Here is a 24,686-nt window from a genome sequence, read left to right on the forward strand (position 1 = left end):
CGGCCCCCGGCACCTCCCCACCACCCCCGCCGCCTCCCCAGCACGTCCCACCACCCCCGCCGCCCACCCCGCCCCGCCCGTCGTGAGCCCCCGTCAGAACCCCCTCGCCATACCCCGGCAGACCGCCGAACGGACGCGTCCGACCCCCCTCCGGAACCCAGGAGTCCACCCCTTCGGGGACTCGGACGGCGCGTTGGGCACCCTCCCCGCGCGACCCCAAATAGCGTCCAGTAGGGTTTGGTCCGCATAAACATCCAAACCCCTGCCCGCGGCCGGGGCGGCGACCGACCAGCGAGACGGACGGCCGTGGCCGACCAACGCGGGCCGAGACTCTCGGGAAGGCGCTACGTGAGTCCCAACGGCTCCGACCGCTCGTCGCGGCGCCCGATGCGGCGGAAGCTGCCGCAGGTGCTGACTGCGGGCCTGATCCTGGCGACAGCCACCGGCTGCTCGTACAACTGGGAAGACTTCCCCCGCCTTGGTATGCCCACCCCCGTCACGGAAGAGGCTCCCCGGATCCTCTCCCTGTGGCAGGGCTCGTGGGCGGCCGCGCTCATCACCGGAATCCTGGTGTGGGGCCTGATCCTCTGGGCCACCATCTTCCACCGGCGCAGCCGGACCAAGGTCGAGGTACCTCCGCAGACCCGTTACAACATGCCCATCGAGGCGCTGTACACGGTCACCCCGCTCATCATCGTCTCGGTGCTCTTCTACTTCACCGCGCGCGACGAGTCGAAGCTCCTCGAGCTCTCCCCGAAGCCGGCCCACACGGTCAACGTGGTCGGCTACCAGTGGAGCTGGGGCTTCAACTACGTCGAGAACGTGCCCGGTGTGAAGGGCGACGCCAAGACGGACAAGAACCTCGCGGCCATTCCGGACAAGTTCCTGGACCAGTTCCCGGACAACGCCGGCGGTGTCTACGACGCCGGTATCCCCGGTGACCGCAACCCGCAGACCGGCAACCCGGGCCCGACCCTGTGGCTGCCGAAGGGCGAGAAGGTCCGGTTCGTCCTGACCTCCCGTGACGTCATCCACTCCTTCTGGGTGGTCCCCTTCCTCATGAAGCAGGACGTCATCCCGGGTCACACCAACTCCTTCGAGGTCACCCCGACGCAGGAAGGCACCTTCCTCGGCAAGTGCGCCGAGCTGTGCGGTGTCGACCACTCCCGGATGCTCTTCAACGTCAAGGTGGTCTCCCCGGAGCGCTACCAGCAGCACCTGAAGGAGCTGGCCGAGAAGGGGCAGACCGGCTACATCCCGTCTGGCATCGAGCAGACGGACCCGGCCAGGAATGCGGAGAAGAACCAACTGTGAGCATCCACAACGAAACCCAGGGTGCCGCCGCAGCTGAGGACTCGTACGAGAACGAGCTGCCCGTACGGCGAAAGCAGCCCGGCAATGTCGTGATCAAGTGGCTGACCACCACCGACCACAAGACGATCGGCACGCTCTACCTGGTCACGTCGTTCGTCTTCTTCTGCATCGGCGGACTCATGGCGCTCTTCATGCGCGCCGAGCTGGCCCGTCCGGGTACGCAGATCATGTCGAACGAGCAGTTCAACCAGGCGTTCACGATGCACGGCACGATCATGCTGCTGATGTTCGCGACGCCGCTGTTCGCCGGATTCGCCAACTGGATCATGCCGCTGCAGATCGGCGCGCCCGACGTGGCGTTCCCGCGGCTGAACATGTTCGCGTACTGGCTGTACCTCTTCGGCTCGATCATCGCGGTGGCCGGCTTCCTCACCCCGCAGGGTGCGGCGGACTTCGGCTGGTTCGCCTACTCCCCGCTGTCGGACGCCGTCCGCTCGCCGGGTGTCGGCGCCGACATGTGGATCATGGGTCTGGCCTTCTCCGGCTTCGGCACGATCCTCGGCTCGGTCAACTTCATCACCACGATCATCTGTATGCGCGCTCCGGGCATGACGATGTTCCGCATGCCGATCTTCACCTGGAACGTGCTGCTGACCGGTGTTCTGGTCCTGCTCGCCTTCCCGGTCCTCGCGGCCGCGCTGTTCGCCCTGGAGGCGGACCGCAAGTTCGGTGCGCACATCTTCGACGCGGCCAACGGTGGAGCGCTGCTCTGGCAGCACCTCTTCTGGTTCTTCGGCCACCCGGAGGTGTACATCATCGCGCTGCCGTTCTTCGGCATCATCTCCGAGGTCATCCCGGTCTTCAGCCGCAAGCCGATGTTCGGCTACATCGGTCTGGTGGCCGCGACCATCGCGATCGCCGGTCTCTCCGTGACCGTGTGGGCGCACCACATGTATGTCACCGGTGGCGTGCTCCTACCGTTCTTCTCCTTCATGACGTTCCTCATCGCCGTACCAACAGGCGTGAAGTTCTTCAACTGGATCGGAACGATGTGGAAGGGCTCACTGTCCTTCGAGACACCGATGCTCTGGACGATCGGCTTCCTGATCACCTTCACCTTCGGTGGTCTGACCGGCGTCATCCTGGCCTCGCCGCCGATGGACTTCCACGTCTCCGACTCGTACTTCGTCGTCGCGCACTTCCACTACGTCGTCTTCGGCACCGTGGTCTTCGCGATGTTCGCCGGGTTCCACTTCTGGTGGCCGAAGTTCACGGGCAAGATGCTGGACGAGCGGCTCGGCAAGATGACCTTCTGGACGCTGTTCATCGGCTTCCACGGCACCTTCCTCGTGCAGCACTGGCTCGGTGCCGAGGGCATGCCGCGTCGTTACGCGGACTACCTCGACGCCGACGGCTTCACCGCGCTGAACACGATCTCGACGATCTCCTCCTTCCTGCTCGGTCTGTCGATCCTGCCGTTCTTCTACAACGTCTGGAAGACCGCCAAGTACGGCAAGAAGATCGAGGTCGACGACCCGTGGGGCTACGGCCGTTCGCTCGAATGGGCGACGTCCTGCCCGCCGCCGCGGCACAACTTCCTCACCCTGCCGCGGATCCGTTCGGAATCCCCGGCGTTCGATCTGCACCACCCTGAGATCGCGGCTCTCGACCAGCTCGAGAACAAGGGGCACGCGGCCGAGGCCCTCGTGGGCGGCAAGGAGGCCGGCAAGTGAAGATCCAGGGCAAGATGTTCATCTGGCTGAGCGTCTTCATCCTTGCCATGGCCGTCCTGTACGGCGTCTGGTCGAAGGAGCCGGTCGGCACCACGGCGCTGTTCCTGGCGTTCGGCCTGTCCATCATGATCGGCTACTACCTGGCCTTCACGGCCAAGCGTGTCGACGCGATGGCGCAGGACGACAAGGAGGCCGACGTCGCGGACGAGGCCGGTGAAGTGGGCTTCTTCGCCCCGCACAGCTGGCAGCCGCTGTCGCTGGCCATCGGTGGCGGACTCGCCTTCCTCGCCATCGCCATGGGCTGGTGGCTGCTGTACTTCTCGTTCCCGCTGATCCTGGTCGGCCTCTTCGGCTGGGTCTTCGAGTTCTACCGCGGCGAGAACCAGAACCAGTAGCGGTACCCCGCTCCGCACCGGAGCACCCGAGGGGCCCGGACACTTCGTCACCGAAGTGCCCGGGCCCCTCTTTTGCAGCACTCGGGCGCGCTGGGAGCGAGGATTGTCCTTAGCGTGAAGTCATGAACGACACGCCGCGCATTCGGACTGTTCTGAGCTGCACCCTTCTGGCCGTCGCCGTCACCGCGGGCGCCACGGCATGTGCCGGCTCCGACGGCCATCCGCTGTCGGCGAGGGCGTATGACGCCGCGGACCAGCTCGCGGTCAGCGCCCCCGCGGACGGCGCCAAGGCGGACCCCGAGAAGCCCCTGGAGGTCACCGCCAAGGGTGAGGACGGCCGGATCACCGACGTCACCGCCATCGACGCCTCGGGCCACCACCTCGCGGGCGAACTCACCGCGGACGGGCGGCGGTGGCGCTCCACGGCGGCCCTGGCGGCCGGGGCGCGCTACACGGTCCGCGTCGCCACCGAGGACGAGGACGGCGCTCCAGGCGCCCGTACGTTCACTTTCGAGACGGCCCCGGCCAAACGGGCCCTGACCGCGACCTTCGGCCCGGAGGCGGGCACGTACGGCGTCGGACAGCCCATCACGGCGGACCTCAGCCTCCCCGTCAAGGACCGCAAGGCCCGCGCCGTCGTCGAACGGGCGCTCAAGGTCCGCTCCACGCCGTCCGTCGAGGGCGCCTGGTACTGGGTGGAGGACAAGAAGCTGCACTTCCGCCCGAAGGAGTACTGGCCGGCCGGCACGCGGATCACGGTCACCGGCAACCTGGACGGCCTCAAGGTCGGCGACAAGCTCTACGGCGGCGCGTCCAAGCCGCTGAAGCTCACCATCGGCGACCGGATCGAGGCCGTCGCGGACGCCGGGTCGCACTACATGACCGTGCGGCGCAACGGAGAAGTGATCAATACCATTCCGGTGACCACCGGCAAACCCGGCTTCTCCACCCGAAACGGCATCAAAGTGGTGCTCGGCAAGGAGTACTACGTCCGGATGCGGGGCACCAGCATCGGCATCTCGGAGGGCAGCTCCGAGTCGTACGACCTGCCGGTCTACTACGCCACCCGGGTCACCTGGAGCGGCGAGTACGTACACGCCGCGCCCTGGTCGGTCGGCTCACAGGGCGTGGCGAACGTCAGCCACGGCTGTGTCGGCATGTCGACGGGGAACGCGGCCTGGTTCTACGAGACCGTCCGCCCCGGCGACATCGTCAGGACCGTCAACAGCTACGGCGACACGATGGACACCTTCGGCAACGGCTTCGGCGACTGGAACATGCCGTGGGCCAAGTGGCGCGAGGGCAGCGCCCTGGTGGAGGCCACCGGCAACCCGGTGACCCCCACGGAGAGAGCCCGCCTCAGGCCCCTCCCTCTCTAGGGCTCGGTTCGCCTCGTGCGGTGACTAGGCGTCGATCGACAGGCGCGAGCGCAGCAGGGAGGCCAGGGACGCCGCGAACTCGACCGGTTCCACCGGAAGGGTGACCGCGGCGTCCGCGCGGCTCCAGGTGGCCAGCCAGGCGTCCTGCGGGCGGCCGATGAGAAGCAGCACCGGCGGGCAGTGGAAGACCTCGTCCTTGATCTGCCGGCAGACACCCATGCCACCCGCGGGGACCGCCTCGCCGTCCAGGACGCAGACGTCGATGCCGCCCTCGTCCAGGTGCTTCAGCACCGCCGGCAGCGTCGCGCACTCCACGAACTCGATCGGGGGGACGTCCGACGCGGGCCTGCGCCCGGCCGCCAGCCGTACCTGCTCGCGGGTGTTCGCGTCGTCGCTGTAGACCAGGACCGTGGCACTCGACTGCATCGTTCCTCCGGCTGGGAAGGCGGGTGGGTCGTCGTCGACCGATGCGCGGATGCTACTCCGGTCCACACCCCGTCAACACCCGTTCAACACCTGTTCGAAGGGCGCCAGGGGGGCCTCGCACTGGGCCGTTCGGGCTGGACACACCCCTCTGACACTCCGAACGGCACCCCCCGGAGTGAGGGCGGGATAAGCGACCGACATAATGTCGGTCGTGGCGACAGTAACGACAGTAGAAACAGGGCACGCGCACCCGTCGGTCAATCGACCGAACCTCACCAGCGTCGGAACCATCATCTGGTTGAGCTCCGAGCTGATGTTCTTCGCGGCCCTCTTCGCGATGTACTTCACCCTGCGATCCGTGATGGGTGCCGAGTTCTGGACGGAAAAGGCCGAGGCCTTGAACTTCCCGTTCTCGGCCACCAACACCACGATCCTGGTGCTCTCCTCACTCACCTGCCAGCTCGGCGTCTTCGCCGCCGAGCGGGGCGACGTGAAGAAGCTCCGGTCGTGGTTCATCATCACGTTCGTGATGGGTGCGATCTTCATCGGCGGACAGGTCTTCGAGTACACCGAGCTGGTGAAGCACGAGGGCCTCTCGCTCTCGTCGGACCCGTACGGCTCCGTGTTCTACCTGACCACCGGCTTCCACGGCCTGCACGTGACGGGCGGTCTCATCGCCTTCCTGCTGGTCCTCGGCCGGACGTACGCCGCCAAGAGGTTCACTCACGAGCAGGCAACCGCCGCCATCGTCGTGTCCTACTACTGGCACTTCGTCGATGTCGTCTGGATCGGCCTCTTCGCCACGATCTACATGATCAAGTAGTCGGCGCCGCCGACACGGCGGACCGAGACATCCAGCAAGCATCGACGCAGAAGATCCTGACACCGGGGTAATCCGTGAAAAAGCTCTCCGCACGACGACGCCATCCGCTGGCGGCGGTCGTCGTCCTACTTCTCGCGCTGGCGGCCACTGGGGGGCTGTACGCCGCGTTCGCGCCCGCGGGCACGGCGAAGGCCGATGAAACCGCCCAGTCCCTCGCCATCGAGGAGGGGAAGAAGCTCTACTCCGTCGGCTGCGCCAGCTGCCACGGAACCGGCGGTCAGGGCACCACTGACGGCCCCTCCCTCGTCGGCGTCGGTTCGGCCGCCGTCGACTTCCAGGTCGGCACGGGCCGCATGCCGGCCCAGCAGCCGGGCGCCCAGGTCCCGAAGAAGAAGGTCATCTACACGCAGGCTGACATCGATCAGCTCGCGGCGTACGTCGCCTCTCTCGGTGCCGGTCCGATCACGCCGACCGAGAGCCAGTACAGCCCTGACGGTGCCGACATCGCCAAGGGTGGCGAGCTCTTCCGCACCAACTGTGCCCAGTGCCACAACTTCACCGGTGAAGGTGGCGCGCTGACCTACGGCAAGTACGCCCCGAACCTCGAAGGCGTGAGCCCGAAGCACCTCTTCGAGGCCATGCAGACCGGCCCGCAGAACATGCCCTCCTTCCCGGACACGACGATGCCCGAGAAGGAGAAGAAGGACATCATCGCGTACGTCCAGGCCGTCAACGGCGAGAAGGCCGACAGCCCGGGCGGTCTCTCGCTCGGTGGCCTCGGCCCCGTCAGTGAGGGCCTGTTCGCCTGGATCTTCGGTCTGGGTGCGCTGATCGCAGTTGCCATCTGGGTCGCGGCCCACACCGCTAAGGCCAAGAAGTCATGAGTAGCCAAGAGATTCCAGAAGAGACCCTGCCGGCAGGGCAGGACACCGCGCACGGCGCGGTGAAGGTCGCCGACGACCCGTTCGCCGACCCGGGCCTCCCGCCCCACAAGCCCCGCATCCAGGACATCGACGAGCGGGCCGCACGCCGGTCCGAGCGCGCGGTGGCGTTCATGTTCACGCTGTCGATGCTGGCCACCGTCGGCTTCATCGCCTCGTACGTGATCTTCCCGGTCGACAAGATCGTGTACATCTGGCCCTTCGGCCGGGTGTCCGCGCTCAACTTCGCACTGGGCTGGACCCTGGGTCTGGCGCTCTTCTTCATCGGCGCGGGCGCGGTCCACTGGGCCCGCACCCTGATGTCCGATGTCGAGATCGCGGACGAGCGTCACCCGATCGCGGCCGACGCCGAGACCAAGGCGAAGGTCATGTCGGACTTCGCGGCCGGTGCCGCCGAGTCGGGCATGGGCCGCCGCAAGCTCATCCGCAACACGATGTTCGGCGCGCTGTCGCTCGTTCCGCTCTCCGGAATCGTGCTGCTGCGTGACATGGGCCCGCTGCCCGAGAAGAAGCTCCGGACCACCATGTGGGCCAAGGGGCTTCAGCTCATCAACATGAACACGCACGAGCCGCTTCGTCCCGAGGACGTCGCGGTCGGTTCGCTGACCTTCGCGATGCCCGAGGGCCTCTCGGAGCACGACCACCACTTCCAGGTGGAGATCGCCAAGGCCGCCCTGATGATCGTCCGGATCCAGCCGGAGGACATCAAGGACAAGCGCGAGCTCGAGTGGTCGCACGAGGGCATCGTCGCCTTCTCGAAGATCTGCACCCACGTGGGCTGCCCGATCTCCCTGTACGAGCAGCAGACGCACCACGTCCTCTGCCCGTGCCACCAGTCCACCTTCGACCTCTCCGACGGCGCCCGCGTCATCTTCGGCCCGGCCGGTCACGCCCTCCCGCAGCTGCGGATCGGCGTGAACGACAAGGGCTTCCTGGAGGCGCTCGGCGACTTCGACGAGCCCGTCGGTCCTTCCTTCTGGGAGCGCGGATGAGCACCGTGACCGATACGAAGAAAGCGCCCGCCGGTGAGCGGGTCGCCGACTGGGCCGACGGACGCCTGGGGATCTACACGCTGGCCAAGGCCAACATGCGGAAGATCTTCCCGGACCACTGGTCCTTCATGCTCGGCGAGATCTGCCTCTACAGCTTCCTCATCATCATCCTGACGGGCGTCTATCTGACGATGTTCTTCCACCCGTCGATGAACGAGGTGGAGTACGTCGGACCGTACGTCCCGCTCCAGGGACAGCTGATGTCCGAGGCGTTCAACTCGACGATGCACATCTCGTTCGAGGTCCGCGGTGGTCTGCTCATCCGGCAGATCCACCACTGGGCGGCGCTGATCTTCCTCGCCGGCATGTTCGTGCACATGATGCGCGTGTTCTTCACGGGCGCGTTCCGCAAGCCGCGTGAGATCAACTGGCTGTTCGGCTTCCTGCTGTTCTTCCTGGGCATGTTCACCGGCTTCACCGGTTACTCGCTCCCGGACGACCTGCTCTCCGGCACCGGTGTCCGCTTCATGCAGGGCGCGATCCTGTCCGTGCCGGTCGTCGGCACGTACCTGTCGATGTTCCTGTTCGGCGGGGAGTTCCCCGGCGGCGACTTCGTGGCCCGGTTCTACTCGGCCCACGTCCTGCTGCTGCCCGGCATCATGCTCGGCCTCGTGGTGGCCCACCTCATCCTGGTGTTCTTCCACAAGCACACGCAGTTCGAGGGCCCCGGCCGTACGAACAAGAACGTCGTGGGCATGCCGCTGCTGCCGGTCTACATGGCCAAGGCCGGAGGCTTCTTCTTCCTGGTCTTCGGTGTCATCGCGGTCATCTCGGCGATCGCCTCGATCAACCCGATCTGGGCGCTCGGCCCGTACCGGCCGGACCAGGTGTCCACCGGCGCCCAGCCCGACTGGTACATGGGCTTCGCCGAGGGTCTGATCCGTGTCATGCCGGGCTGGGAGATCAACCTCTGGGGCCACACGCTGGTCCTGGGCGTGATGATCCCGCTGGCGATCTTCCCGGCGGTCCTCGCGGCGATCGCGGTCTACCCGTTCATCGAGTCGTGGATCACCGGCGACAAGCGCGAGCACCACATCGCGCAGCGCCCGCGCAACGCTCCGACGCGCACCGGCTTCGGTGTCGCCTGGATCACCGCGTACATGATCATGCTCGTGGGTGGTGGAAACGACCTCTGGGCGACCCACTTCCACCTGTCGCTCAACTCGATCACCTGGTTCGTGCGGATCTTCTTCTTCGTCGGCCCGGTCATCGCGTTCATCGTCACCAAGCGGATCTGCCTCGGCCTCCAGCGCCGCGACAAGGACAAGGTGCTGCACGGTCGCGAGTCCGGCATCATCAAGCGCCTGCCGCACGGTGAGTTCGTCGAGATCCACGAGCCGCTCAGCCAGGGCGAGCTGCACCGCCTCACCGCGCACGAGCAGTACGACGCGGCGGAGCTTCCGCCGGCCGTCGACGAGAACGGCGTGGAGCGCAAGATCGGGCGCATGGAGAAGCTCCGGGTCAAGCTCAACAAGGGCTACTACGGCGACGACAGCCAGATCGCCAAGCCCACGGTCGAGGAGTACAAGGAGATCCAGAGCGGCCACGGCCACCACTGATCATCTGAACTCCTGACTTTCGACAAGTCGCCACGGTGAGAGCCCCGTCCATTCGTTGGACGGGGCTCTTTGCCGTCCCCGGGGGTCGATAGGGTGGAGCCCTAGCCGTTACGGACTGACCAGGAGCTGCCATGAGCGCTGCGACCCCCGCTGGAGGACCTACGTCGGCGGGCCGCTCCTGGCCCGTCGTCCTGGAAGGTCTGCTGACCGGCCGCGACCAGAGCGCCGAGGACACCGCCTGGGCGATGGACCGGATCCTGCGCGGCGAGGCCACCGACGCCCAGATCGCCGGCTTCGCGGTCGCCCTGCGCGCCAAGGGCGAGACGGTCGACGAGATCACCGGCCTCGTCCGCACCATGTACGAGCACGCGAACACGATCGAGGTGCCCGGCCCGTCCGTCGACATCGTCGGCACCGGCGGCGACGGCGCCAAGACCGTCAACATCTCCACCATGTCCGCGATCGTCGTCGCCGGCACCGGCGCGAAGGTCGTCAAGCACGGCAACCGGGCCGCGTCCTCCGCCTCCGGCGCCTCCGACGTCCTGGAGAAGCTCGGCGTCAACCTCCAGCTGACCCCGCGGCGGGTCGCCGAGGTCGCCGAGGAGGCCGGGATCACCTTCTGCTTCGCGGTGAAGTTCCACCCCGCGCTGCGTCATGTCGCCGCCGCCCGCAAGGAACTCGGCATCCGGACCACCTTCAACTTCCTCGGTCCGCTCACCAACCCGGCCCGGGTCAAGGCCCAGGCCACCGGTGTCGCCGATGCCCGGATGGCGCCGATCATGGCCGGGGTGCTCGCCGAGCGCGGCTCCTCCGCCCTCGTCTTCCGCGGCGACGACGGGCTGGACGAGTTGACCACCACCGCCACCTCGCGGGTCTGGGTGGTCCGCGACGGCGCGGTGCGGGAGGAGGCCTTCGACCCCCGGGACGTCGGCATCGACCTCGTACCGGTGGAGGCCCTGCGCGGTGCGGACGCCTCGTACAACGCCGATGTCGCCCGCCGACTGCTCGCGGGGGAGACCGGTCCGGTACGGGACGCGGTGCTGCTCAACTCGGCGGCGGCGCTGACCGCGCTCACGCCGGGCGAGGGCACCCTGGCGGAGCAGATCCGGGCCGGCATGGAGAAGGCCGCCGAGGCGATCGACTCCGGCGAGGCCCGCCGGGCCCTGGAACGCTGGATCGCCGCCAGCAACGCGTGACGGTCGTCCCGACACATGACCCCGGTCCACCATGCGGACCGGGGTCTTGCACTTCGTCGATCATGTGGCAGGATGCTCTACAGGTCACGAGTGACAGCGTTTTGGCCCCGGCTTGCTGTCCGGCAACCCTCCGTCCGTGGCGGGGTGCCCCGGGTGATGACCAGGCCGTAGGCAGCGAGGTCTACGGCAAGCGCGGACCCCTCGAACACCAGGGGTCCTGGTCTCTCGAGGAGCTTTTTCCGTGAGCAAGCGAATGCGATAGGGCGAGTACGCCCCTTCTTCACCCTCGGATCATCGGATCAGGGTCACTTCCGCGTACCCCGTGTACCTCTGAGTTTCCCCCGTGCACCCGTCACCCGTGCACCCGTGTCTTCCGAGGCATCACCCGTACCCCGCCGTGTCCGGCCGCGTACGGGATCACCGAAGCCATTCCGCACCGCCCGCCGGGAGATACCGCCATGTCCGCACGCCCTGCCGCCCCCACCACCGCTGTCGCCGAGTCCGCCGTCGCCGAGGCCGCCGACCCCTGCTGCGCCGCCCCGCTCCCCGTGCTCGGCCGGGACGTCACCGTCCCGCTCGTCACCGGCGGCGAGGTGACCTACGCGGCGCTCGACTACGCGGCCAGCGCGCCGGCCCTCCAGCGGGTCTGGGACGACGTCGCCGCCTACGCCCCCTACTACGGCAGCGTCCACCGCGGCGCCGGGTACCTCTCCCAGCTCTCCACCGACCTCTTCGAGAACAGCCGCGCCACCGTCGCCGAGTTCCTCGACTGCCGCCCCGGCGACCAGGTCGTCTTCACCCGCTCCACCACCGACTCCCTCAACCTGCTCGCCGCCACCCTCCCGGCCGACTGCCAGGTCTTCGTCTTCGAGACCGAGCACCACGCCTCGCTCCTCCCGTGGCGGGACGCCCGGGTCACCTACCTCAACGCCCCGCGCACCCCCGAGCAGGCCGTCGCGACCCTGGAGCGCGCCCTCGCCGACCGCGACCCTTACGGCCCCGCGCTGGTCTGCGTCACCGGCGCCTCCAACGTCACCGGTGAGCTGTGGCCCGTGAAGGAGCTCGCCGCCGCCGCGCACGCGCACGGCGCCCGGATCGTGCTCGACGCCGCCCAGCTCGCGCCCCACCACCCGGTCTCCGTCCAGGAGCTCGACGTGGACTGGATCGCCTTCTCCGGGCACAAGCTGTACGCGCCCTTCGGCTCCGGCGTCCTCGCCGGCCGCGCCGACTGGCTGCAGGACTCCGAGCCCTACCTCGCGGGCGGCGGCGCCTCCCGCAAGGTGGCCCGTCGGGCCGACGGTGGTGTGGACGTGGAGTGGCACACCACCGCGGCCCGGCACGAGGCCGGCTCCCCGAACGTCATCGGCGTCTACTCCATCGCCTCCGCCTGCAAGGCGCTCACCGAGGCGGGCTTCGACCAGCTGGTCGCCCGCGAGCAGCACCTGATCGACACGGTCCGCGCGGGCCTCGTCGAGGTGCCCGAGGTCAAGGTGCTCTCGCTGTTCGGCGACGAGGCGCCCCGCGTCGGCGTCATCTCCTTCGTCGTGGAGGGCTGGAACAGCTCCCACTTCGCCGCCGCGCTCTCCGCCGAGTACGGCATCGGCGTCCGTGACGGTCTCTTCTGCGCCCACCCGCTGGTCCGCACGCTGCTCGGCAGCGACCCGCAGGACCCGGGCGAGTGCGGCGCCCCCGAGGCTGCCCCCGGCGAGAGGTCGCTCAACGCCATCCGGGTGAGCTTCGGCGCGGGGACGCCGGACGAGCACGTGGAGCGGTTCGTCGGCGCCGTGAAGGAACTCGTCCGCGACGGCGCGCAGTGGAACTACCGTACCGAGGACGGCCGCTGCGTCCCGGACCGCGGCTGAGCACTCACTCGTACGGGTGAAGGGGGCCTCCCGGTCGGGAAGCCCCCTTCATCCTTGCCGTGAACGAGTCTCAGGACTCCAGACCGATGGCGAAGGCCGCCTCCAGATCGTGCTGGGAGTACGTACGGAAGGCGACATGCGTGTCCGTGGCCTCGACGCCCGGGATCTTGCTGATGCTGCCGGGGATCACGTCCGCCAGGTCGTCGTGACGGGGCACGCGGACCATGGCGATGAGGTCGTAGGTGCCGGTCACCGAGAAGACCTCGCTGACGCTGTCGAGCGCGGCGATCGACTCGGCGATCTCGGGGATGCGGTCCACGCTGGTCTTGATGAGCACGATCGCGGTGATCACGGCTGGCTTTCTCCCTCGGTCGCCGCGGTTTGGGCTTTCACTCTATCCCCACCCCGGTAGCGCCCCCAGGCGTAGAGGAAGCCGAGGGAGAAGCCCACCACATGGGCCAGATAGGCGACGCCGGGACCGGCGCCGGCGGCTCGGGCGGCCAGCCACTGGAGCACGAACCAGAAGATCAGCACGATCCAGGCCGGGAAGCGCAGCGGCAGGAAGAAGAGGAACGGGAAGAGACTGGTGACCCGGGAGCGCGGGAAGAGGAAGAGAAAGGCCCCGAGCACCCCGGAGATCGCCCCGGACGCCCCGACCAGGGTCTGCTCGCTGTTCGCGTGCGCCACCGCGTACCCCACCAGCGCGAGGTAGCCCGTGCCCAGGTAGAAGAGGGCGAACCCGACGGGACCCATGCGCTCCTCGGCCATCGCCCCGAAGACGTACAGGAACAGCATGTTTCCCAGCAGGTGGAGCCAGCTGCCGTGGACGAAGAGCGCGGTGAGCGGGGTGAGCAGGGCGCGGGAGTCGCCGCTCATCAGCTCGGCGGGGACGACACCCCAGCGCCGGAAGTACACGCCCTGCGCGGCGAGGAGCTCGTCCGCCGTGCCGTACACCGGGTTGAGACCGGAGACCGGGCCGATCACGAAGAGCAGACAGCAGGCGGCGATCAGTCCGTACGTCACCGTGGGGCCACCGAGGGCGCCGCGCCAGGCCCCCATAACAGCGCGGACAGCACGGACCGCACCTCGCCAGTCGATCATGGACAGATCATGGCGTACCGGGGCCGAACTGGACAGAGTGCCTCGCCGTGCCCCCGCGTACCGGCGAGGCCGTAGGGTAACGGGCAGTACGACCGCAGTTCGACGGCGCACCGCGGCTCCCGCACCTGGTACCACGCAACAGGAAGAAGGACGGCACGATGACGACGGTTCCCCTGCCGACCGCCGACACCCGGTGGCGCTGCACGCTCTGCGGCAATCTGACCCGCTTCGACGTGACGCGCTCCTCCAAGGTCGTGGAGTACGTCCATCTGGACCTCGCGGGCGACCCGACGGTCGAGGAGCGGCAGGTGGTCAGTGAGACCATCGAGTCGGTCCGCTGCCGCTGGTGCAACGCGGTGGACCAGATCGAGCTGGTGGACAGGCCGGGCGCCGCCTCCTGAGGGACGGCGCGGACGACATAGGGGTGACGGATCGTGGAGCAGCCCGCGCACGGTGGAGAGCCGGCCGGCGCGGCAGGTGACGCTGCCGAGACGCTCGACCACCCACTGCCGGAAGGCGTACGGCGGCGGGTCGTCGCGCTGGTCGCCGACGCCTTCGGCGGGCTGACCGTCGCGGAGCTGCCCGCACCTCTGCGGCAGTACGCCCGGTTCACCGCGACCCGGCGCGCCAAGTTCGCCGGGAACGCCATGGCGGCGGCCCTGGAGAGCGACCCCCTGTTCCGGCAGCGGATCGGCGAGCGCTTCAAGCAGGGCCAGCCCGAACTGGCCGGAGCCGTCGAGACCGGCACCCCGCCCGCCGCCGCCGACCCCGTCGACGTGGCGGCCGCCGCCTATGTGCTGCGCCCGCCGGGCTGGGTCAAGCTCGTGGCCGCCGCGGGCGAGGAGGCGCTGCGCGTCGACGCCGAGCGGGCCGACGAGGCGGGCCGGCGCGAGCTGGAGCGGCTGCGCGAGGAGCTCGCCGCCGCGAGGGACCGCTCCCGGGACGAGACCGAGCAGCTGCGGCGCGACCTGGAGACGGCCCGGAAGGAAGCGGAATCGCTTCACCGCAAGCTGCGCAGTGCCCAGAGCGATGTGAAGCGCGGCGAGGCGGCGCTGCGCCGCGTCCAGGGTGAGATCGACGCGGCGAAGGCCGAGGCGGCGGCCCAGGTGTCGTCCGCCGAGAGCGAGAGCCGGCGGCTCAAGGCCCGGCTCGGCGAGGTCGAGGCGGCCCTGGAGGCGAGCCGCAGGACCGCCCGTGAGGGGCGCTCGGTCGAGGACATGCGACTGCGGCTGCTGCTCGACACCGTGCTCGACGCCGCCCAGGGGCTGCGCCGCGAACTCGCGCTGCCTCCCGTGTCGGTGCACCCGGCGGACACCGTGGACGCGGTGGAGCCGGGCCGGATGTCCCCGAAGGACATCGCGGCGCGGGCGCTCTCCGAGACCGACCCGGCGCTGCTCGACCAGCTCCTCGCGCTCCCGCAGGCCCATCTGGTCGTCGACGGCTACAACGTCACCAAGACCGGCTATCCCACGATGCCGTTGGAGAAGCAGCGGCTGCGGCTGCTCGGCAGCCTGTCGGCCCTCGCGGCCCGCTCGGGCGCCGAGGTCACCTGTGTCTTCGACGGGGCGGAGCTGGCGGCCCCGGTGCTCCTCGCGCCGCCGCGCGGGGTGCGGGTGCTGTTCTCCAAGCCCGGTGTGACCGCCGACGAGTTGATCCGTCAGCTGGTACGGGCGGAGCCGCCGGGCCGGCCGGTCGTGGTGGTCTCCACCGACCGCGAGGTGGCCGACGGGGTGGCGAAGGCCGGGGCGCGCCCCGTGGCGTCCGCCTTGCTGCTGAAGCGGCTTTCGCGGCTCTCCTGACGCATCGCGACACATCGGAGCACATCACAGCACATCGCAACTCCTGGGTCTTATGCCCGAATTCTGGAGGGCGGACCGTCAAGTGCCCATCACTGCCTGTGCGGTCTGTGTAAATTAAGTGGTCCGTGAGCGATATTTTTGCCAGTGGGATTTGAACTGATCACAAGTTGGTCACTAGGGTCGGGGCTCGAACCTTCGCGCGGTTGATCACCCATCCGGGGTGGCGGCGGAGGAACCGCCCGCCCCTTACCGGTTGGGCGGCTCTGAGGAAGAAGGAGCTCGCCTTCGTGGCGTCCCACCGTCGACCCAAGCAGCCGAGCCGCATGCGTGTGACCGTACTCACCGCGACCGCGGCCGCCGCCGTAGCGCTCACCGCCCAGACGGGCGCCCAGGCGGCCCCCGCCAAGCCCACGATCGACGAGGTCAAGTCGAAGGTCGACAAGCTGCACCACGAGGCCGAGGAGGCCACGGAGCAGTACAACCTCGCCGACGAGCGCCGCGGCAAGCTGCAGGAGGAGATCGGCAACCTCCAGGACAAGGTGGCCCGGGGCCAGCAGGAGCTCAACACCCTGCGCGACCAGATCGGTTCGGTCGCCAGCGCCCAGTACCGCTCCGGCGGCATCGACCCGGCGCTCCAGCTCTTCCTCTCCGCCGACCCGGACACGTACCTCGACAAGGCGTCCGCGATCGACCAGCTGAGCGCCCAGCAGGCCGACGTCCTCACCTCGATCCAGTCCAAGCAGCGCAGCCTCGCGCAGCAGCGCGCCGAGGCCACCACGAAGCTCGGCGACCTCGAGGACGTCCGCAAGACGCTCGGCGAGAAGAAGAAGAAGTTCCAGGGCAAGCTGGCCGAGGCCCAGAAGCTCCTCAACACCCTCACCGCCGCCGAGAAGGCCAAGCTGGCCGAGGAGGAGCGGAAGAAGGAGCAGCGCGCCAGCCGCGCCGCCGGCGAGCGCATCGACCTCGGCAACGAGGCCCCCGCGTCCGGATTCGGCGCCGCCGCGCTCAGCGCCGCCGCCACCCAGATCGGCAAGCCGTACGTCTCCGGCGCCGAGGGCCCCAACGCGTACGACTGCTCCGGTCTGACGATGTGGGCCTACGGCAAGGCCGGCGTCAACCTCACGCGCACCACGTACACCCAGCAGAACGACGGCACGAAGATCGGCCGCAGCCAGCTCAAGCCGGGCGACCTGGTCTTCTTCAACGGCCTGTCGCACGTGGGCCTGTACGCGGGCAACAACACGGTCCTGCACGCCCCCTACTCGGGCGTCAACGTCCGCTACGAGTCCATGAACACCCTGGGCTCCTTCCAGTTCGGTGTCCGCATCGGCGGCTGATCCGCCGCGACGCGACCCGCGCAGCCGTACCGCCCAATCGGGTGGTTCGCCGCGACGCGAGCTGACCTGACGCCCCGCCGGTGACCTTGTGATCTCCGGCGGGGCGTCACTTTGTGTGCCCATCGCCTTCGTTGGACGCGGAGTGATCAGCGGCTACTGTCTGCCGCGCCAGTCTGCGTCGAGCCGAACGGAGCGCGATTCGTGGCGTCCCACCGCCGACCCGCCAGGGTCACCGTCCTCACCGCCGCCGCGGCCACCGCGGCGGCGACCCTCGGGGCCGTCCCCGCGAGCGCCGACCCCGGGGCCGGACCTGCGGCCACCCGTGCCACGGTGGACCGCCTCTTCGAGGAGGCCGAGAAGGCCACCGAGGGCTACAACCGGGCGGACGAGAAGGCGGACGCGCTGCGCCGGACGGTCTCCCAGGCCCAGGACAGCCTCGCCCGGGGCCAGGAGCGCATCAACCACATGCGGGGCGCGCTCGGTTCGGTCGCCGGCGCCCAGTACCGCTCCGGCGGCATCGACCCCGCCCTCGCCCTGCTGCTCTCCTCCGACCCGGACAGCTACCTCGACCGGGCCTCCGCGCTCGACCGGATCACCGCCCGCCAGGGCGCCGCGCTCGGAGAACTCCAGCGGGAGCAGCGCCGGCTGAACCAGAAGCGGTCCGAGGCCCGTACGGCCCTGGTCGAGCTGGAGCGCAGCCGGGCCGAGGTCGCCCGTCACAAGCGCGTCGTCGAGCGCAAGCTCGCCGAGGCCCGCCGGGTCCTCGCGAGCCTCACCGTCGAGGAGCGCGCCGACTTCGACCGGGCCTCGCGCACCGGCGGACGCGCGGAGGAGCTGCCTCCGGTGCCCGAGGCCGCCCCGGGCTCCTCGCGGGCCGCCGCCGCCGTGCTCGCCGCCCGCAGCGCGGTCGGCAAGCCGTACGTGTGGGGGGCGACCGGACCCTCCGCCTTCGACTGCTCGGGCCTGATGGTCTGGTCGTACGGGAAGGCCGGGATCAGCCTGCCGCGGACCTCCTCCGCGCAGCGGCACGCGGGCCGGCAGGTGCCGCTCTCGCAGGCGCAGCCCGGTGACCTCGTCACGTACCGCGGCGACGCCAGCCATGTGGGGATCTACGCTGGCAACGGCCAGGTCATCCACGCCCCCTACCCGGGCGCGCGGGTCCGCTACGACCCGGTGAACATGATGTCGCACGTGACGGTGACCCGGGTCTGAGACGGGGCCCGGACGGCCCGAGCCAGGTTGCGGCCGGGTCCGGCCCGTACCTGGGGCCGTACCGGAATCCCGTACCGGGAGCACGTCCCGCCGGTCCGACCGTACGATCGAAGGCGTGGCAGGTCAGGGGTGTGGAGCGCGGAGGCCGGCGACGGCCTGCCTGACGGCCCTGTTGCTCGTGCTCGTGGGACTCGTCGGCTGCGGGGCGCGCGCCGACCGGCCCGCCGACACGGCCGCCCGGGAGATACAAGGGCTCCTCGACCGGCACGCCAGGGCGCTCCTCGACCGCGATCAGCCCGGCTACCTCGCCGCCGTCGACCCCTCGTACGCACCGACCGCCCTCACCGTCTTCCGGCGGCTCGCGACGGTTCCCGTCGACGGCTGGACCTACCGGCTCACCGGGGTCGACCGCACGGACACCGACCGCGTCACCGCCCGCGCCGACCTCGGCTACCGGCTGGAGGGCCACGACAAGCGGCCCGTCACCGGCGCCCGGGTCCTCGACCTGACCGAGCGGGACGGACGCTGGTACGTGACCGGTGACCGCCCGGCGCAGGGCGCGCCCCGGCACCTCTGGGAGCAGGGCGACGTGGCGACCGTCCGGGGCGCCCGTTCGCTCGTCCTCGGCGTCGGCCAGAAGCCCGAGCGGCTCCGGGAGATCGCCGCGGCGGCGGACCGGGCCGTTCCCGTCGTCTCCGCCGTCTGGCCCGTCGGCTGGGCCCATGACGTGGTGGTCCTGGTCCCCGGGTCGCTGGAGGGGATGGGCGAGCTCCTCGGGGCGCAGGGGAGCTCCTACCGGGGCATCGCCGCCGTCACCACGGGGGAGACCCGGGGCGGCGCGGACGCCCCCGCGGACCGGGTGATCGTGAATCCGGAGGCGTACGGGGTCCTCGGGGAGTTCGGCCGGCAGCTCGTCCTCACCCACGAGACCGTCCATGTCGCCACCCGCGCCGCCACCACCCCGTCGACCCCGGTCTGGCTCTCCGAGGGCTTCGCCGACTGGGTCGCCTACCGGGACGCCGACCGCACCCCCGCCCAGGCCGCCCCCGAACTGCGCCGCGCGGTCCGGGCGGGCGAGCTGCCCGCCCGGCTCCCGGAGGACCCCGACTTCGCCTTCGGCGCGGACCCGGAGGCGCTGGCCAGGGCGTACGAGGGCGGCTGGCTGGCCTGCGCGCTGATCGCGGACCGCTGGGGCGAGCCGAAGCTGACCGACTTCTACCGTGCGGTGGGCGCGCACCCGGGCCGGGAGGGCGCGGTGGAGAAGGCCCTCCAGGAGGTGCTCGGCACCACCCCGGAGGAGTTCACCGCCGACTGGCGGGAGTACCTGGGGAAGCGGCTGGGGTAGGGCCGCCTGTCCCGTCGGCCTCGGGTGGTCAGGGCCTGTCCCGGTCGGCTCGGGTGGTCAGGGGCCGGCCCGTCGGCTCGGGTGGGGCAGGGGCCGGCCGGCGGATCAGGGGCCGGCCGGGGGCTCCCGGCCCTCCAGTTCGGCCAGGGCCTCCGTCAGCCAGGCCTTCTCGGCCGTGCCCGTCGCACGGGCGATCCGCAGCATGCCCCGGCGGAAGAGGTCCGGCTCCCGCTCGGCGACGACCGGGGTCCCGTCCTCGTAGAAGAAGCTGGCCGGGGCGTTCAGGAACTCCTGGCGGCGGCGGAGGACGGCCGCCTGGTCCGCGGGATCCGGCAGGTGGCCGAGGAAGGCGAGCAGGGTGAAGAAGCGTTGGCCGTCGGTGATCTCCGCGTCCTTGGGGGTGCGCAGCCGGGCCTGCAGCTCCCGGCGTCCGTCGGCGGTGAGGGAGAGGGTCCGGCGGGGGGCCGCGCTCGCGCCCGGTTCCGTACGGCTGTCCACCAGGCCGTTCTTCACCAGGCGGGTGATCGCCGGGTAGAGGGCGCCGTCGCTGACGGGGCGCACATGGCCGCTGAGGCCGTGGATGCGCTCCTTCAGCTCGTAGCCGTGCAGGGGCTTCTCGGACAGGAAACCCAGGATCGACAGCTCCAGCACCGGGCGCCTCCTTCGTGTGCGTCGTCCGTGCTTGTCGTGGGACCGGTCGCCATGCTACCTCTTTTCGATGTGCCTCGAATCGAGGTATATCGAAAAGAGGGGGATCCTCGTCCATGTCCGCCCACCGCCGTACGCTCGTCCGGCTCGCTCGCCCGGTCTACCTCGAACTCCTCGCCGGAGTCGCCGCCGGCGTCATCAACGTCATCTGGGTCGCCCGGCTCGGCGGGGACGCCGTCGCCGCCGTCGCGGTCGCCACCAACGTCGAGAACCTGCTCCTCGGCGTCGTCCTCGTGGCGGGCTCCGGCACCACCGTGCTCGTCGCCCGCGCCCGGGGCGCCGACGACCCGGCCGCCGTCCGCGCCGCCGTGCGCGGCGGGGCCGCCCTCTGCGCCCTGCTCGTGCCGCCCGTCGCCGTCGCCGGGTACCTGCTGCGCGAACCGCTCGCCGCCCTGCTGCTCGGCGGCCAGGACCATCCCGCCCACGCCCTGGCCACCGCCTACTTCGCCGTCTCGCTCCCCGGCACCGCCGTCTTCTTCGCCATCACCGTCCTCGACGGGATCCTCAAGGGCGCGGGCGACACCCGCACCCCCATGCGGCTCGCCTTCCTCGCCAACGGGCTGATCCTGGTCCTCGACCCGCTGCTCATCCAGGCGTACGGGGTGCGGGGCGCCGCCCTCGCCACCGTCACCGGCCGGGTCGTCGCGCTCTCCGTCGGGCTGCTCGTCCTCCGTCGCCACCCGCTGCTCAGGGCCGCCCGCGCGGTGCGCCCCACCGAGCGAACCGCCGCCGCCCTGCGCCGTACGGCGGGGACCGGCCTCCCCATGGGCGTCGACTTCGCGGTCCGGATGGCGGGTGCGCTCGCACTCGTCTCCGTCGTGGCCCGGCTCGGCGTCACCGAGATGGCCGCCTACGGCATCGCCACCAAGGCCATGTACGTCGCGACGATGGCGTTCTACGCCGTCCGGCAGGCCGCCGCCATCCACAGCGCCCATCTGCTCGGGAGCGCGGAGGGGGCCGGGCCCGGAGCGGGGCCCGGGTCCGATCGGAGTCCCGGGTCCGGACAGGCGCCCGCTCAGGCGGTCGGGCTCGCGCGGCGGCTCGACGCCGGCCTCGGCGAGCGGCGCGCCGTCGGACGTCAGGCCCTGCTGCTCGGGGGCTCCCTCGGCGCGGGCTCCGCCGTGCTGCTGTTCCTCGGCGCGGGACCCGTCATGCGGATCTTCGGCGCCGAGCCCGAGGTGGCGGAGGCGGGCGCCCTCTTCCTGCGCTGCCTCGGCCCCCATCTGCTGTTCATGGGCGGGTTCATCGCGCTCGCCGGGGTCTTCGAGGGCACCGGCGGGAGCCCGTACCTCGCCCGGATCACGAGCGCCGGCGTCCTCGTCCAGCTGCCGCTGGCCCACGGCCTGTCGGGGCTCGGGCTGCCCGGCATCTGCCTGGCCATGGCCCTCGCGACAGCGGCTCAGTGCGCTGCCCTGGGCCTGCTGTACCGCCGTACCCTCGGCGCCGCCCAGGGGCAGCCCGGCCGCGCGGCCGCCTCGCACGCGGATCGGCCGCCGGTGGAAGCCGACGGCCGATCGTGAGGGTCCGGCACCTGCCGTCCAGGGAGTGCCCGGGGTGGTCGGTGTGGCCGGCGTGCCCGGGGTGGTCGGTGTGCTCGGGGTGCTCTACCGGGAGGTCTTCTCGTCGTCGGCCGCCTTGAGCAGGGTTATCCCGTCTCGCGTCTCGACGACCCGGTAGCCGGGGACCTCCGGGCTCGTCGTCTCCAGGGCCTTGCCGGTCGGGCACTCCGGGTCGGAGTTGTCGGCGACGTCGTATATCAGCCACTGGGGTCGCTCCCTCGGGGGGAAGGAGCGGGGGAAGAGGCATACCTCGCTGACGGCGGCCCGGTCGGCGAGCTGCGCGGCCAGGCGGTTCGACGCGGCCACGGTCGCGCCGTCGGGGATCTTCTGGAGCAGCTCGTCCGAGGTCCTGACGTAGGCGGAGTCGCTCCAGGTCCGTGGCAGGACGACCTCGTGCAGGGGATGGGTGAAGAGAGTGACGCTCGTGGCCACCGCGCCGACGACGCAGGCGGGCACGACCCTTCGCGGGGTCACGCCGTTGGCGACCGCGTGAACGGCGGCGGCGAAGGCGATGGGCATGAGGACCGCGCTGTAGTGGAACTCCATCCCCCAGTAGAAGGGGTTCGATCCCGTGAAGCGCCAGGCCAGCGTCGGCAGCGCGACCAGCAGGATCGGCGACCGAAGGGCCAGGAAGCCGGTCGGGGCGACGATCATGAAGAGCGTCAGCCACTTGACCGGAGGCCAGAGGGCTCCGGCGGCCTGCGCCAGCATGCCGACCTCTTCGGCGGCCTCGGGCGGCAGATAGGCGAACTGCCCGAGGGGATTGAAGTACGGAAGGATCACCAGCATCTCCAGCGCCGTCGCGCCGGCCCCGAAGGCGGCGACGGCGAGCCCCGTCACCCTCGGCCCCTTCCACGCCACATAGGCCCCGATCGCGGCGACCGTGAGCCCGAGATCCTCCTTGACCAGCACCAGGGGCAGGGACCAGAGGGCGGCGGCGCGCCAGTTCTTCTGACCGGCGGCACAGAGCGAGAGGGACAGCAGCGGCACCGCGAAGGAGACTTCGTGGAAGTCGAAATAGATGAGTGCGGCAATTCCCCAGGAGGCGCCGTACGACACTCCGACCCAATAGGCGAAATTCCGGCCCCTGGCTTTGTGCGCCCATTTCATCAGGGGAACTATGGAAAACGCGACGAGTGCCGCCTGGCAGACGAGCAGCGTATAACTGGACGGGAATACCTTGTAAAAGGGTGCCAGCAGGGCGAGGATCGGGTGGAAGTGGTCCCCGAGCGTGTTGTACGCGGGCCCCTTGAGATCGGAGTACGGGGCGGAGAGCTCGGCGTACGACCTCACGATCTGGGTGAAGATGCCCAGGTCGTAACCGGTCGTGAGGTTCGCCGCGTGGCGCCGCGCCGACAGCAGGAGATAGATCAGGAAGAAAGAGCCGGAAACCAGGAGAAGAGACTTCCCAGATATTCCTGCCGGGACTTTCGGTACATCCTCCGCAGCGGCCCCTTCGCCGCCCTTCCCGTGCCGCTGAAGCGTGTCGACCGAGAGAACCGGGTTGTTCATGTCAGCAGAAGAACCTAACGGGAAGGCAAAGGTGCCCCAGGGTAGCACCAGTGCGTATCGGTGTTCGGGCCACTACCGCTCAGGCCGAACCGGCCAGGACCTTTTCCCGCTCGGGCCGTCGCGTCTGCCCCGGGATCCGTACGACTCCGGCCTCGGTCACCGTCTGCCGCCACAGGGTGCGGCAGGCGGAGAGGGTGGCGACCACCAGGAGGCCGTTGCGCAGGAACAGCACCGCGATGCCCAGCGGGTCGCTCTGCGTCACATGGGAGAACCAGACGGGGTACTCGAACTGCGTCACGGCCGTCGCCCACAGCACGAGATGGGCGGGGCGCCGCATTCTGCTCGAACGGTAGGCGAGACAGACCGCGGCGAGGCCGAACAGCCAGATCATGTACTGGGGTGAGATCACCCGGCTCGTCACGGTGAAGAGCAGCACCGCGACGAAGGCCGCGTCCGCCGTCGTCGACGAGGAGAACCGGCGCGCCTTGAACCGCCACAGCGCCAGCCATCCGAACGCGGCGACCGTCAGCGCCATCGCACCGGACGACACCCATGAGACGTAGGGGCCGAGGAACTCCATCGAGCCGTAGTTCATCCGGGCCTCGCCCTCCCAGCCGAAGTGCCGGGCCACGTGGAAGACCATCGCCCCCAGCGACTCGACCTCCGTGCCCCGCTCGCTCTGGTACGAGAGGAAGGCCAGCGATCCCGGCATCCAGGCCGCGCACAGCAGCAGCACCGCCCCCGCCGCTCCGGCCGCCACCGGCCAGGAACGCCAGGTCGCCCCGCCCTTCGGGGTGCCCACGAGCAGCAGCGCCGGCCACACCTTGAGGATGGCGCCGAAACCGGCGAGAACACCGAGAACGCGTGGGTCGCGGCCGACGGTCAGCAGCGCGGCCACGGCGACGGCCGTCACCATGACGTCGTAGCGGGCGTACGCGGTCGGCCCGAGCAGGGGCACCGCGGCCAGCCAGAGCCACGCCCCCCGCATCGACCGGCCGGCCCGGCGGCCGGTGTGCAGGAGGAGGCCCATGACGAGCGCGTCACAGAGGAGCGCCAGCACGAAGAAGGCCGTCGCGTAGCCGAGGAAGGGCAGCAGCGCGGGGGAGAGGATCGCGAGGGCGGCGGCCGGCGGGTACTGCCAGGTGACGTCGGACCGGGGATACTCGCCGGTCCGCAGGACGTCGAACCAGCCCTGGTAGATCTGCCCCACCTCGAGCGTCACGTCCGGGCCGGGAACCACCACGACCTTGAACACACACAGCAGGAGGACGACCCGGGTCAGGCCCCAGAGGCCGAGCGGGAGACGGAGACGCGTGCGTGATCCGATGCCCACTGCCCCCGTCATACCTGTCCTGCTCCTTGTCCTGTCGGCCCGCTGCCGCGGGGGAGTGGTGGTGCTGGGCGGTGGGTGCGCTCGCGGTACTGTCGGCCAC

22 protein-coding genes and 1 riboswitch are annotated in these 24,686 nt (G+C 70.1%); of the genes, 16 read left to right on the forward strand and 6 right to left on the reverse strand.

The window, feature by feature from the left end:
* Window positions 1–348: 348 nt before the first annotated feature.
* The 4 genes from coxB (at window position 349) to N5875_RS28125 (ending at window position 4,821) form a co-directional block, all read left to right on the forward strand.
* On the forward strand, window positions 349–1,314 hold the full coding sequence (coxB, locus tag N5875_RS28110) for a cytochrome c oxidase subunit II (protein ID WP_318211297.1): 966 nt from the start codon (window positions 349–351) through the stop codon (window positions 1,312–1,314).
* The gene (gene ctaD, locus N5875_RS28115) at window positions 1,311–3,047 is read left to right on the forward strand and encodes a cytochrome c oxidase subunit I (RefSeq protein WP_318211296.1); all 1,737 of its coding nucleotides are present in this window, start codon (window positions 1,311–1,313) and stop codon (window positions 3,045–3,047) included. The genes coxB and ctaD overlap by 4 nt, the downstream gene beginning before the upstream one ends.
* A complete protein-coding gene (locus N5875_RS28120; RefSeq protein ID WP_318211295.1) occupies window positions 3,044–3,442 on the forward strand; it encodes a cytochrome c oxidase subunit 4 in 399 nt (132 codons plus the stop codon). Before ctaD ends, N5875_RS28120 begins: the two co-directional genes overlap by 4 nt.
* A gap of 122 nt (window positions 3,443–3,564) precedes the next feature.
* Entirely contained in the window at window positions 3,565–4,821 is a 1,257-nt protein-coding gene (locus N5875_RS28125; RefSeq protein WP_318211294.1) for an Ig-like domain-containing protein, read from the forward strand.
* 24 nt (window positions 4,822–4,845) lie between these two features.
* Here N5875_RS28125 and N5875_RS28130 read toward each other — a convergent pair whose 3' ends face one another.
* A complete protein-coding gene (locus tag N5875_RS28130) occupies window positions 4,846–5,247 on the reverse strand; it encodes a hypothetical protein (RefSeq protein WP_318211293.1) in 402 nt (133 codons plus the stop codon).
* 202 nt (window positions 5,248–5,449) lie between these two features.
* Here N5875_RS28130 and N5875_RS28135 point away from each other — a divergent pair, with 202 nt between their 5' ends.
* The 6 genes from N5875_RS28135 (at window position 5,450) to N5875_RS28160 (ending at window position 12,680) form a co-directional block, all read left to right on the forward strand.
* A complete protein-coding gene (locus tag N5875_RS28135) occupies window positions 5,450–6,070 on the forward strand; it encodes a heme-copper oxidase subunit III (RefSeq protein WP_318211292.1) in 621 nt (206 codons plus the stop codon).
* Window positions 6,071–6,144: 74 nt separating this feature from the next.
* Window positions 6,145–6,954, forward strand: coding sequence for a c-type cytochrome (locus N5875_RS28140; RefSeq protein WP_318211291.1), 810 nt, complete (start codon window positions 6,145–6,147; stop codon window positions 6,952–6,954).
* A complete protein-coding gene (locus N5875_RS28145) occupies window positions 6,951–8,003 on the forward strand; it encodes a Rieske 2Fe-2S domain-containing protein (RefSeq protein WP_318211290.1) in 1,053 nt (350 codons plus the stop codon). Before N5875_RS28140 ends, N5875_RS28145 begins: the two co-directional genes overlap by 4 nt.
* Window positions 8,000–9,622: a cytochrome bc complex cytochrome b subunit gene (locus N5875_RS28150; protein ID WP_318211289.1), complete on the forward strand. Its 1,623-nt coding sequence runs from the start codon at window positions 8,000–8,002 to the stop codon at window positions 9,620–9,622. Before N5875_RS28145 ends, N5875_RS28150 begins: the two co-directional genes overlap by 4 nt.
* A 131-nt stretch (window positions 9,623–9,753) precedes the next feature.
* Complete coding sequence (trpD, locus tag N5875_RS28155; protein WP_338496955.1) at window positions 9,754–10,818, forward strand: anthranilate phosphoribosyltransferase; 1,065 nt, start codon at window positions 9,754–9,756, stop codon at window positions 10,816–10,818.
* Window positions 10,819–10,900: 82 nt separating this feature from the next.
* Window positions 10,901–11,017, forward strand: a riboswitch (SAM riboswitch).
* A 259-nt stretch (window positions 11,018–11,276) separates the two neighbouring features.
* On the forward strand, window positions 11,277–12,680 hold the full coding sequence (locus N5875_RS28160) for an aminotransferase class V-fold PLP-dependent enzyme (protein WP_338496957.1): 1,404 nt from the start codon (window positions 11,277–11,279) through the stop codon (window positions 12,678–12,680).
* Window positions 12,681–12,750: 70 nt separating this feature from the next.
* On the opposite strand, the gene N5875_RS28165 is transcribed toward N5875_RS28160, so the two are convergent.
* On the reverse strand, window positions 12,751–13,032 hold the full coding sequence (locus tag N5875_RS28165; protein WP_030205672.1) for an Lrp/AsnC ligand binding domain-containing protein: 282 nt from the start codon (window positions 13,030–13,032) through the stop codon (window positions 12,751–12,753).
* Entirely contained in the window at window positions 13,029–13,781 is a 753-nt protein-coding gene (locus tag N5875_RS28170; RefSeq protein WP_338496960.1) for a rhomboid family intramembrane serine protease, read from the reverse strand. The genes N5875_RS28165 and N5875_RS28170 overlap by 4 nt, the downstream gene beginning before the upstream one ends.
* 158 nt (window positions 13,782–13,939) lie before the next feature.
* On the opposite strand from N5875_RS28170, the gene N5875_RS28175 reads away from it, so the two are divergent.
* From N5875_RS28175 to N5875_RS28195, 5 genes are all read left to right on the forward strand, one after another.
* Complete coding sequence (locus tag N5875_RS28175; protein WP_030314394.1) at window positions 13,940–14,182, forward strand: hypothetical protein; 243 nt, start codon at window positions 13,940–13,942, stop codon at window positions 14,180–14,182.
* 33 nt (window positions 14,183–14,215) lie between these two features.
* Complete coding sequence (locus N5875_RS28180) at window positions 14,216–15,580, forward strand: NYN domain-containing protein (RefSeq protein ID WP_318211285.1); 1,365 nt, start codon at window positions 14,216–14,218, stop codon at window positions 15,578–15,580.
* Between the two features lie 287 nt (window positions 15,581–15,867).
* Window positions 15,868–16,917, forward strand: a complete 1,050-nt coding sequence (locus N5875_RS28185; protein ID WP_318211284.1) for an NlpC/P60 family protein — start codon at window positions 15,868–15,870, stop codon at window positions 16,915–16,917.
* Window positions 16,918–17,118: 201 nt separating this feature from the next.
* Window positions 17,119–18,129, forward strand: a complete 1,011-nt coding sequence (locus N5875_RS28190) for an NlpC/P60 family protein (protein ID WP_338496961.1) — start codon at window positions 17,119–17,121, stop codon at window positions 18,127–18,129.
* A gap of 115 nt (window positions 18,130–18,244) precedes the next feature.
* Window positions 18,245–19,474, forward strand: a complete 1,230-nt coding sequence (locus tag N5875_RS28195; protein ID WP_338496963.1) for a hypothetical protein — start codon at window positions 18,245–18,247, stop codon at window positions 19,472–19,474.
* Between the two features lie 105 nt (window positions 19,475–19,579).
* Here the strand turns inward: N5875_RS28195 and N5875_RS28200 are convergent, their stop codons facing one another.
* On the reverse strand, window positions 19,580–20,125 hold the full coding sequence (locus tag N5875_RS28200; protein WP_318211281.1) for a PadR family transcriptional regulator: 546 nt from the start codon (window positions 20,123–20,125) through the stop codon (window positions 19,580–19,582).
* 113 nt (window positions 20,126–20,238) lie between these two features.
* Here N5875_RS28200 and N5875_RS28205 point away from each other — a divergent pair, with 113 nt between their 5' ends.
* Window positions 20,239–21,702 (forward strand): MATE family efflux transporter, encoded by a 1,464-nt coding sequence (locus N5875_RS28205; RefSeq protein ID WP_318211280.1) that lies wholly within the window; start codon window positions 20,239–20,241, stop codon window positions 21,700–21,702.
* 84 nt (window positions 21,703–21,786) lie between these two features.
* Here N5875_RS28205 and N5875_RS28210 read toward each other — a convergent pair whose 3' ends face one another.
* Window positions 21,787–23,253: a DUF2079 domain-containing protein gene (locus N5875_RS28210; protein ID WP_338496964.1), complete on the reverse strand. Its 1,467-nt coding sequence runs from the start codon at window positions 23,251–23,253 to the stop codon at window positions 21,787–21,789.
* A gap of 79 nt (window positions 23,254–23,332) precedes the next feature.
* Window positions 23,333–24,598 carry a glycosyltransferase family 87 protein gene (locus N5875_RS28215; protein WP_338496967.1) on the reverse strand — a complete coding sequence of 422 codons (1,266 nt, stop codon included), beginning with the start codon at window positions 24,596–24,598 and terminating at the stop codon, window positions 23,333–23,335.
* Window positions 24,599–24,686: the final 88 nt, after the last annotated feature.

The sequence above is a fragment of the Streptomyces sp. SJL17-4 genome (assembly GCF_036826855.1).
Classification (GTDB): domain Bacteria; phylum Actinomycetota; class Actinomycetes; order Streptomycetales; family Streptomycetaceae; genus Streptomyces.

Excerpts from the sequence above, each read along its gene's own strand:
- N5875_RS28125 (WP_318211294.1), top strand. The coding sequence starts at position 3,565 with ATGAACGACACGCCGCGCATTCGGACTGTTCTGAGCTGCACCCTTCTG.
- N5875_RS28130 (WP_318211293.1), bottom strand. The coding sequence starts at position 5,247 with ATGCAGTCGAGTGCCACGGTCCTGGTCTACAGCGACGACGCGAACACC.
- N5875_RS28135 (WP_318211292.1), top strand. The coding sequence starts at position 5,450 with ATGTCGGTCGTGGCGACAGTAACGACAGTAGAAACAGGGCACGCGCAC.
- N5875_RS28145 (WP_318211290.1), top strand. The coding sequence starts at position 6,951 with ATGAGTAGCCAAGAGATTCCAGAAGAGACCCTGCCGGCAGGGCAGGAC.
- N5875_RS28150 (WP_318211289.1), top strand. The coding sequence starts at position 8,000 with ATGAGCACCGTGACCGATACGAAGAAAGCGCCCGCCGGTGAGCGGGTC.
- trpD (WP_338496955.1), top strand. The coding sequence starts at position 9,754 with ATGAGCGCTGCGACCCCCGCTGGAGGACCTACGTCGGCGGGCCGCTCC.
- N5875_RS28160 (WP_338496957.1), top strand. The coding sequence starts at position 11,277 with ATGTCCGCACGCCCTGCCGCCCCCACCACCGCTGTCGCCGAGTCCGCC.
- N5875_RS28170 (WP_338496960.1), bottom strand. The coding sequence starts at position 13,781 with ATGATCGACTGGCGAGGTGCGGTCCGTGCTGTCCGCGCTGTTATGGGG.
- N5875_RS28175 (WP_030314394.1), top strand. The coding sequence starts at position 13,940 with ATGACGACGGTTCCCCTGCCGACCGCCGACACCCGGTGGCGCTGCACG.
- N5875_RS28205 (WP_318211280.1), top strand. The coding sequence starts at position 20,239 with ATGTCCGCCCACCGCCGTACGCTCGTCCGGCTCGCTCGCCCGGTCTAC.
- N5875_RS28210 (WP_338496964.1), bottom strand. The coding sequence starts at position 23,253 with ATGAACAACCCGGTTCTCTCGGTCGACACGCTTCAGCGGCACGGGAAG.
- N5875_RS28215 (WP_338496967.1), bottom strand. The coding sequence starts at position 24,598 with ATGACGGGGGCAGTGGGCATCGGATCACGCACGCGTCTCCGTCTCCCG.